We start from the raw sequence: 9,061 nt of genomic DNA, 5'->3' as shown, positions 1-9,061 counted from the left end.
TCGGAGGAAGCCACCCCGTCCTCTTCTATCTTAGGCGAGCAAGCCCCGAAAGGACCGCCACCAAAGAAAAAAAGGCGCTCCCTGCCCCCCCTCCCCCTCCTCCCCCCCCCCCCCCCGATCGCGGACGTCAGTACACCGACAGGTGTACGTGGTTGGTGTGGTCGCTGGACGGGTCGCCACCCGCACCGCTGTACGTCTTCCAGCCGCTGCTGGGCAGCCAGATCCGCTTGTACCAGATCACGTAGAGCACACCGAGCCGGTCGGCGTTGTTGATGTAGTAGTTCGCCAGGTTGTCGCCGTAGCTCTTGTCACCGCCGGTTGCCACTCCACCGAAGCCGTTGGGCTGGGCGGCGAAGTCACACGCCCGGCCCTTGGGGTGCTCGCCGGAGCTGCCGTTGCGGAAGCAGGACACGTAGCGGGTGAAGCCGGCAGCCTTCGCCTGGTTCAGGGCGTGCAGCGTACGGGGTGTGATGCAGCCGGAGGTGGTGGGGTCGTCGACGTTGCATGACTCGGCCGGCCAGGAGCCGTTCGCGTTGCGTGGTGCCGGAGTCGCCGACGCGCTGGATGACCCGGATCCCGACGACCCGGTGCCGGAGGATCCGGACCCCGACGACCCGGAGCCGGAGGATCCGCTGGCGGCGGCCTGCTCGGCCTCCTCCGCCGCCTGCTGCCTCGCCTGTTCCTCCGCCTGTTCCTCCGCCTGCTTCTCGGCGGCGACCGCGACGGCCAGGGCCCGCTCCGCCTGGTTCCGGCGCTGGTCCATGATGGTGACCTGCTTCTGCTGCTCCCGAATCTCATGCTCGATCGCAGCCTTGGACCTGGTTACCTGGTCACGGGTGCGGTACAGCTCGCGGAGCTGCTTCTCCTCGTTGGCGGTCACCGCGCTCAGCGCCGCCGCCCGGTCGACGAACCCTTCCGGTGAGGTGCTGTTGAGCAACGCGGAGACCGGGCCGAGCCTGCCGTTGCGGTACGCGCGGTCGACGATGTGTCCGACGTTCCTGTTCCGTTGCTCCAGCTCAGCACCGACCGTGGTGAGCTGCTCGGACAGCTTCTTCTGCCGGCCCTTCGAGTGGTTGAGCGCCGCCTTGGCGTCGATCCAGCCCTTGGAGGCCGCATCGAGCTCCTTGCGCAGGCTGTCGGTGCCTCCCTCGTTGTCGACCCGGTCGGGCCGGTTGGCGGGCAGGGCGGCTCCGGCCGGCGAGCCGATCGGGGTGCCGGTGACGGCCATCAGGGCGGCGGTCAACGCCGCCAATAACGCGAATCGGGTTTTTCTGTGGACTGTGCGCGACACTGTGCATTCCTTCCGTCAGCCGCCGACCGGGTTAGCTGACGGGTTCGGGACGGAAGATCCCTACCGCGTGACGCGGATGCACCCCAGGTACGTGGTTCCCCGGCTCGCCGTACGGCGATTAGGCGACGGCCTCCGCGGGCGCCGGAGGGGCGCCGCCCGAGCGGAGACCGGGGCCGAGACTACCGGTTCCTCGGGCTGCCGTCCCGGCATCGATAGGTCTGTTATATCCAGAAAAATCAGAAATATACGTAGATCGTAGTTGTCAACGTCGCGGTAAGGTCACGAAACTTAAGCATCTGCTAATCACCAGTCAGCCGGTCCGCAGGAGTCGGCGGGGGCCAGCGGCTCGATCTGCAGCGTCGCGTGCTCGATACCGAACTCGTCGTGCAGGGCCGCCCGGGCGTCCCGCAGTACCGTGCCGATCTCGGCTGACGGGGTCACGGCCAGGTGTGCCGAGGCCACCTCCATGCCCGGGGTGAGCGTCCAGACATGCAGGTCGTGCACGTCGCAGACGCCCGGCACAGCGGCCAGCCGGCTGCGAACCCGGTCGACCTCGACATGCTCCGGCGCCGCCTGCACCAGGATGCGCAGCGCGGCCCGCGCCAACCGCCAGGTACGCGGCAGGATGAACGCCCCGACACCGACGGCGACCAGCGGGTCCACGTACCACCAGCCGGTGGTGGCGATCACCGTGGCGGCCACCAGCACCCCCACCGAGCCGAGCAGGTCACCGAGCACCTCCAGGTAGGCGCCCCGTACGTTGAGGCTCTCCCTGGCCCCCTGGCGCAGCAGGGCGAAGGCGACGATGTTGGCGAGCAGTCCGGCGATCGCCACCACCAGCATCGGGCCGACCATCACCGGCTCCGGATCGGCGAACCGGCGAGCCGCCTCCACCAGAACGTAGAGTGCGACCCCGGCGAGCAGTACGGCGTTCGCCAGCGCGGCGAGCACCTCGAGGCGGTAGAGGCCGAAGGTGCGCTGCGGCTCCCCGGTCGGTCGTCGGGTCGCGGCGATCGCCGCGAGCGCCATACCGATGCCGAGTACGTCGGTGAACATGTGCCCGGCGTCGGACAGCAGTGCCAGGGAGCCGGTCGCCAGCGCGGTGACGGCCTCGACGACCATGAAGACCGCCAGCAGGGCGAAGGCGGCCCAGAGGCACCCGTAGTGTCGCTGGCCGGTGCTCCCGGCACAGTGATCGTGTCCGACTCCCACGCCTGCCACCCTCCGTTGCCCGGCGTCTCGTCGGCAGACTAATGCTCACATGGCAATATGTGCAATCGACTCCTGGTCGAGGTCGATGGTGACCAGCCGCTGGGTCGCCCGGGAGAGCGCGACGTAGAGCGTGCGCACCCCGGCCTCGGACTCGGCGCGGATCTCCTCGCCGGCCACCAGCACCACCGCGTCGTACTCCATGCCCTTCGCCTGCAGGCTCGACACCACCTGCAGCCGCGAGGTCGCCAACCCGCCGAGCCAGCCGGCGACCTCGTCGCGCCGGGTCACCGGGGCGATGACGCCGACCGTCCCCTCCACCGCCGCCAGCATCTCGGCGGTCGCGGCGCGGACGGCGGCCGGCAGCGCCGCCGCGGAGACCCGGTCCCGGCGCGGTGCCACCCCGGTCGCCCGGACCGCCGTCGGCAACGGGGCGTCCGGGGCGACCTCGCGGATCGCCCCGGCGGCCAGTTCGAAGATCTCCGCTGGGTTGCGGTAGTTCGTGGTCAGCTGGAACTCCCGCTGCGGTCGCCGCCCCAACGCGCGGTCCCGGGCCTGGGCGAGCTCGGCCGGATCCCCGGTCCACGCGGTCTGTGCCGGATCCCCGACCACCGTCCAGGAGGCCAGCCGGCCCCGGCGCCCGACCATCCGCCACTGCATCGGCGACACGTCCTGCGCCTCGTCGACCACCACGTGGGCGTACTCCCGGTAGTCGGCCGGCCGCTCCCGGGCGGTGACGCGGGCTGCCCGCTCCCGGTCGGCGAAGGTCGTCACCTCACGTACCCCGCCGGCCACCCGGAACGGATCCCGGTGCTTGCGGCGGGGCTGCGGCGGCCGGCCGAGCAGTTCGTCCAACTCGTCCAGCAGCGCCACGTCCGCGATCGTCGGTCCGTGGTCCACCAGGTCACCGAAGGCGTCGGACAGCACCGTGATCTCGGCCGGGTCGAGCACGCCTCGCGCGTACCGATGCAGCCGGCCCGGCCGGGCCAGCCAGCCCAGCACATGTCGCGGCAGCAGCCGGGGCCACCAGGCCCGCAGGAAGTCCCGGAAATCGTCCCGGTCCGACAACTCGTCCTCGAACTCGGCCTGGCCGGGCAGCCGGGCCGGGGCCACCAACTGCCGGGCCTGCGCCCACAGCGCCTCGAACAACCCGTCGATACCGGCCCGCCGGACCTCGTTGCGCCGGGCACCCCGGGGCAGCGCCCGGGCCCGGATGCCGTCCAGCTCCGGGCCGCGTAGCCGCAGCAACTGCCCCCGGTAGAGCAGACGTAGCTCGGTCGGCCCGTCCGGTACCGCGTCACGTACCGCCCGTTCCAGCACCCGCCGCATCCGTAGCGACCCCTTCAGCACGGCGACCGCCGCCGGATCCGTCCGGGTCGCCGACACCCCCGGCAGCAGCGACCCCAGCGACCTCAGGGTGGCGCTGTCCTCACCCAGGGCCGGCAGCACCGCGGCGATGTACTCGACGAAGACCCCGGTCGGGCCGACGACCAGGATGCCGCCGCCGGCGAACCGGCTCCGGTCCGAATAGAGCAGGTACGCCGCCCGGTGCAGCGCGACCGCGGTCTTGCCGGTGCCGGGGCCGCCCGAGACGATCGTCACCCCGGTGGCGGGCGACCGGATCGCCTGGTCCTGCTCCTGCTGGATGGTGGCCACGATGTCGCGCATCCCACGTCCCTTGGCCCGGGCCAGGGTGGCCAGCAGCGCACCGTCGCCGACCACCCGCATCCCGGCCGGCGCGGCCGCCGGATCCAGCAGGTCGTCGGAGACGCCGGTGACCCGCTCGCCCCGGGACTGGATGGTGCGCCGCCGCACCACGCCCTGCGGTCGGGCCGGCGTCGCCTGGTAGAACGCGGCGGCGGCCGGGGCGCGCCAGTCGACCAGCAGCGGCTCGGCCCGCTCGCCGCGCACCCCGAGCCGACCCACGTACAGCACCGCGCCGTCGCGTAGATCGAGCCGGCCGAACACCAGCCCTTCGTGCTCGGCGTCGAGCAGATGCCGCCGCCGGGCCGCGTGGAAGACCATCGCGTCGCGCTCCACCAGGGCGCCGACGTTGCCCACCCGGGCAAGGCGGTAGCCGTCCCGCTCGGCGCGTACCGCGTCCTGGCGTAGCTGCGCCAACCGGGCGTACACCCGGTCGACGTGCCGCTGCTCGGCGGCGATCTCCTGGTCCAGCGTGGTGGCGTCGGTCAACGCTGCGGCTCCTGGGCGAGGGCGGGCCAGCCGGGGCAGGGCGGCCGGTCCGCCGGCGGACGGTCACGGCGCCGGGCGGCGACGACGGAGCGTGGTGCCCCCGTCAGATGGTCCGACCCGGCAGCCTTACGACGTTACCGTCCGCGCGCCAACCCGGCGCCGGCTCCCAGGGCGCCGGCGAACCTCGATCCGCCTCAGCAGGGGGCCGCCCGGCGAAGGTGGTCACCAGGTACGGCCGCCCTGCCGAGCACCTCGACGAGGGCGGCCGGCACCCGGTCCGGTCGTTGCCGCTCGACCGCCCGCGCAGCACCGCTCCGTCCGGCAGCCGGACGCTGAACTCCTGAGGCCTGCCCACCGAGTCACCTCCGCCCGTGTCGCTGGCGGTCCCGACTGGGACGTACCCCGGTAGGTCGGATCTGGAACCAGCACGGTGAGAAGACTCGCAACTGCCTTCCCGACCGGCCAGTAGCACGCCACGCTGCAACCATGTCGTCACCGTCGTTCCCGATGCCGGATTCCCGGGCACCGCGTCCGTCCGGCCCGCCACCACCCGATCACCCCGGCCCGGCCGAGGCGCTGGCCGAGCTGCTGGCCGGCAACCAGCGCTTCGTCACCGGACGACCACGGCACGGTCACGACGTGTCGGCAGCTGCCGCCAGCGCGGCGCTCGGCGAGCAGTATCCGATCGCGTTCGTGCTCGGTTGCATCGACTCGCGGGTGCCACTGGAAGCAATCTTCGACCAGAACTTCGGCTCGATCTGCGTCGGGCGGTCCGGCGCCCAGGTGCTGGACCAGGCGATCATCGGGTCGATCGAGTTCGCCGTCGGCGCGTTGGGTGTGCCGTTGGTCATCGTGCTCGGACACGAGCGGTGCGGGGCGGTGGCATCGACCATCAGCGCGCAACGCACGGGTAGCCGCCCGACCGGCAGCATCGGGTACCTGGTCGAGCAGATCGCTCCGGCGGTGACCGAGGTCGGTGTCGGGCACCCGGACGTGCAGCCCCTCGCGGTACGGGCCCACGTGCGGCGGACCGTGCAGCGGCTCCGGCAGGTGGAGTTGCTCGCCGCGGCGCTCGCGGACGGGCGGATCGACGTCACCGGCGGGGTCTACGACCTCGGAAACGGCCAGGTGGAACTGCTCAACTGAGCAGCGCGGCCGCCAACACCAGCGACGGAAACGGCCCCGTCGGGCGTGCCGCCCGGCGGGGCCGGTCCAGGTCCGGGTCGTCGTCGATCCGTCAGATCATGCTCAGGCCTCGAAGACCCCGGCCTCGACGAGCCGCTTCTCGGTCAGCTCCCAGCCGTGACCCGGGTGGGCGGCCGCCAGCGCGTTGATCTCCAACCGGATCTTCGCGGCGTGGCCGGCACCGGCCAGCGACCGGATCTCCTCCACGAACGCGTCCGAGTCGGTCCGCAGGTGAGCGGTCTTCCCGTTGGTGAGGTTGCGGACATAGGCGTGCTTGCCGCCGTTGAGCGGGATCAGGTACTTGAACTCGCCGAGGACGCTCAGGGCACCACCCTGACCGGCCTGGCCGGCGCGGACTGACGCGCGCGCGGTCTTGGAGGTGTTGCTCGCCACGGGGGGACTCCCTTGCAGGACTGACGGTACGGACAGGACTGGCGGTACTGGCAAAGCTGGTGGTACTGGCAACACTGGTGATACGGACGGAACTGGCGGTACGACGGATCACACGAACGGGTTCGCCGGGTGTCGGGCATACGCCGCCCTCATCTTACCGGACGGCCGGCCGCAGACCGGCTGGCCACCTCGATCTCGGCCCTGGCTTCCGGCCGACCAGCAGGGACAACGACGCACCCGTGGCTGTCATTCCCAGCGGCGGAGCGGACCCGGGAGCCGGGCGGCGACAATTTTTCGACCAGTTTGCCGATTCACTGGCGCACCACCCGTCACAACAGTCATCATTGGTCACACCGCCCGGTGGTCGAGGTCGTAGGGGAAGACGCACCTCGCTCTCCGGGAGGTCACCGTGCCAACGCGTGGCGTCGTATACGTCCACTCGACCCCGCTCGCCGTGTGCCCTCACGTCGAATGGGCGATATCGCGCGTCCTCGTCGCGCCGGTCAACCTGCACTGGACCGCTCAGCCGCTCGATCCGAACGGCCGGCGTGCCGAGTGCAGCTGGACCGGTCGGGCGGGGACCGGGGCTGAGCTGGCCGCTGCCCTACGGCAGTGGCCGATGACCCGTTTCGAAGTCACCGAGGAACCCAGCCCGGGCGCCGACGGCGAGCGGTTCATGCACGTACCCGGTCGCGGCCTGTTCCGGGCCACTATCGGGGCAGCCGGTGACATCCAGCTCGGTGAGGACCGGATCCGGGCGATCATTGCGGCGTCGCCGGCTCCCGAAGCGATTGCGCACGCCCTCGACAAGGCGATGGGCACCGCCTGGGACACCGAACTCGAGCCGTACCGGCACGCCGGTGAAGGAGCGCCGGTGACCCTGCTCACCCGGGTGGGCTGATCCGGGTCACCCGGGTGGGCTGATCCGGCCGGGTGAGCCGGGCGCGGAAGCTGCGCCAGCCGGGCACGGGTTGCCGCCGCGACCGTAGCCTGATGGGATGGCCGGTGTGCTCCCCTCACCCCGCGTAACAATCGCCTCCGTTCTGCTGGCCGTCCTCGGCGTCACGAGCGGCTGCGCCGGACCCGGCGACCGTCCTGAAGCCAGCACTCCCAGCAGCCCGGAAGGCCCTTCCAGCGAGCCGAAAGCCAGCCCTGCCGCATCGCCGGCCGCCCGGTTGGTCGCGACTCTCAGTGACGAGGACCTGGTCGGTCAGGTGCTGATGCCGTACGCGTACGGAGCGTCCGCGACCGAGGTCTCACCGGGGTCGGCGGCCGGTAACCAGCAGCTCGCCGGAGTCGACACGCCGGCCGAGATGATCGACCGTTACCGGGTCGGCGGCCTGATCCTGGTCGGCTTCTCGGCCGACGACCCGACCGGCAGCAACCAACCCACCACCAACGTCGACAGCACCACCCAGGTGCGGGAGCTGACCACCGGGCTGCAGGACGCCGCCGGGCGGTTGCCCGCCGCCGCGCTGCCCGACGGCGTCGGCGAGCTGCCACTGCTGATCGGCACCGACCAGGAGTTCGGCATCGTCACCCGGATCAACCAGGGGGTGACGTTGCTGCCCAGCGCGATGGCGGCCGGTGCGGCCGGGCAGCCGGAGCTGACCGAGGCGGCCTGGCGGGCGGCCGGTACCGAACTCGCGGCGCTCGGCGTCAACGTCGACTTCGCACCGGTCGCCGACGTCCTCGGGGTGAACAGCACGGTGATCGGCTCCCGGTCGTACGGCGCCGACCCGGACGCGGCGGCCGGACAGGTCGCCGCCGCCGTCCGTGGCCTGCAGACGGCCGGCGTCGCGGCCACCCTCAAGCACTTTCCGGGGCATGGCCACACCGCTGTCGACTCCCACGGCGACCTGCCCGTGCTCGACCAGGACCGGAACGCTCTCGCCGCCGCCGACCTGCCGCCGTTCGTGGCCGGCATCGACGCCGGCGCCGGCCTGGTGATGTCCGGACACCTGGACGTCGCCGCGGTCGACCCAGGGGTGGCGGCGACGTTCTCCCGCAAGGTCCTCACCGACCTGCTCCGCGGCGAACTCGGCTTCGACGGGGTGGTGGTCACCGACGGGATGAACATGGCTCCGGCCCGCGCGTTGTCGCCCGGCGACGCGGCCGTCGCGGCGATCAACGCCGGTAACGACCTGATCCTCATGCCGCCGGACGTGACGGCCGCGTACGAGGGTCTGCTCGCCGCGCTGCTCGACGGGTCACTGCCCCGGGCGCGACTCGTGCAGGCGGTCACCCGGGTGCTGACCCTCAAACAGCGGCTCGCCGAGGAGACCACCCCGCCGATGACGGTGCTCGGCGCCGAAGACCACTACGCCGCCGCGCGGCGGTTGGCCGCTGCCGCCGTCACCCAGGTGCGTGGGGACTGCGCCGGGGTCGACGGGCCGGTGACCGTCACCGCCTCGGGTGGCCGGGAGCGTACCCGGGCGCTGTTGATCGAGGAGCTGCGCGCCGCCGGGGCCGAGGTGGTCGGCCAGGGCGGTACGGTCGTGCACCTGGTCGGCTACGGCGACGGCCCGTCCGACCTGAACGTCAACGCAGCGGTGACCGTTGCCATGGACACCCCGTACCTGCTCGCCGAGGCACGGTCCGCGACGCTGCTGGCCACCTACTCGTCGAGCCCGGCGGCGATGTCCGCGCTGGCCGACGTGCTGCGGGGTGCCGTACCGGCACCCGGCCGGTTGCCGGTGCCGGTGTCCGGCCTGCCTGCCACCAGTTGCACCGGGTGACCACGCGCGTCGACCAGACGCCGACGGCGCTCCGGCCCGGTCGGGCCGGAGC

Annotated in this window: 7 protein-coding genes and 1 riboswitch; of the genes, 3 read left to right on the top strand and 4 right to left on the bottom strand. The window is 72.1% G+C overall.

All coding sequences use genetic code 11. The features are described 5' to 3' along the window. Positions 1–127: 127 nt before the first annotated feature. The 3 genes from ACXAHD_RS29660 to ACXAHD_RS29650 form a co-directional block, all read right to left on the bottom strand. On the bottom strand, positions 128–1,228 hold the full coding sequence (locus tag ACXAHD_RS29660; RefSeq protein WP_289213615.1) for a coiled-coil domain-containing protein: 1,101 nt from the start codon (positions 1,226–1,228) through the stop codon (positions 128–130). Positions 1,229–1,295: 67 nt separating this feature from the next. Continuing rightward, positions 1,296–1,426, bottom strand: a riboswitch (cyclic di-AMP (ydaO/yuaA leader). Positions 1,427–1,594: 168 nt separating this feature from the next. Next, positions 1,595–2,503, bottom strand: a complete 909-nt coding sequence (locus ACXAHD_RS29655) for a cation diffusion facilitator family transporter (RefSeq protein ID WP_289213334.1) — start codon at positions 2,501–2,503, stop codon at positions 1,595–1,597. A gap of 45 nt (positions 2,504–2,548) precedes the next feature. Continuing rightward, a complete protein-coding gene (locus tag ACXAHD_RS29650; protein WP_289213333.1) occupies positions 2,549–4,693 on the bottom strand; it encodes a HelD family protein in 2,145 nt (714 codons plus the stop codon). A gap of 486 nt (positions 4,694–5,179) precedes the next feature. Between ACXAHD_RS29650 and ACXAHD_RS29645 the strand changes: the two genes are divergently transcribed. Further along, complete coding sequence (locus ACXAHD_RS29645) at positions 5,180–5,839, top strand: carbonic anhydrase (RefSeq protein WP_281550902.1); 660 nt, start codon at positions 5,180–5,182, stop codon at positions 5,837–5,839. A 102-nt stretch (positions 5,840–5,941) separates the two neighbouring features. Here ACXAHD_RS29645 and ACXAHD_RS29640 read toward each other — a convergent pair whose 3' ends face one another. After that, positions 5,942–6,271, bottom strand: a complete 330-nt coding sequence (locus tag ACXAHD_RS29640; RefSeq protein WP_278170518.1) for a hypothetical protein — start codon at positions 6,269–6,271, stop codon at positions 5,942–5,944. A 409-nt stretch (positions 6,272–6,680) separates the two neighbouring features. On the opposite strand from ACXAHD_RS29640, the gene ACXAHD_RS29635 reads away from it, so the two are divergent. Next, on the top strand, positions 6,681–7,172 hold the full coding sequence (locus tag ACXAHD_RS29635) for a DUF3145 domain-containing protein (RefSeq protein WP_123602869.1): 492 nt from the start codon (positions 6,681–6,683) through the stop codon (positions 7,170–7,172). A gap of 97 nt (positions 7,173–7,269) precedes the next feature. Further along, positions 7,270–9,009: a glycoside hydrolase family 3 protein gene (locus ACXAHD_RS29630; protein WP_289213332.1), complete on the top strand. Its 1,740-nt coding sequence runs from the start codon at positions 7,270–7,272 to the stop codon at positions 9,007–9,009. Positions 9,010–9,061: the final 52 nt, after the last annotated feature.

It is taken from the genome of Micromonospora sp. ABR4_055 (assembly GCF_056160425.1).
The sequence above is the reverse complement of the archived record's forward strand: the minus strand, read 5'-3'. Positions and strand labels throughout refer to the sequence as shown.

Bases quoted from the DNA above. Each gene is read 5' to 3' on its own strand.
- ACXAHD_RS29660 (WP_289213615.1), bottom strand. From the start codon at position 1,228: ATGGCCGTCACCGGCACCCCGATCGGCTCGCCGGCCGGAGCCGCCCTG.
- ACXAHD_RS29645 (WP_281550902.1), top strand. From the start codon at position 5,180: ATGTCGTCACCGTCGTTCCCGATGCCGGATTCCCGGGCACCGCGTCCG.
- ACXAHD_RS29630 (WP_289213332.1), top strand. From the start codon at position 7,270: ATGGCCGGTGTGCTCCCCTCACCCCGCGTAACAATCGCCTCCGTTCTG.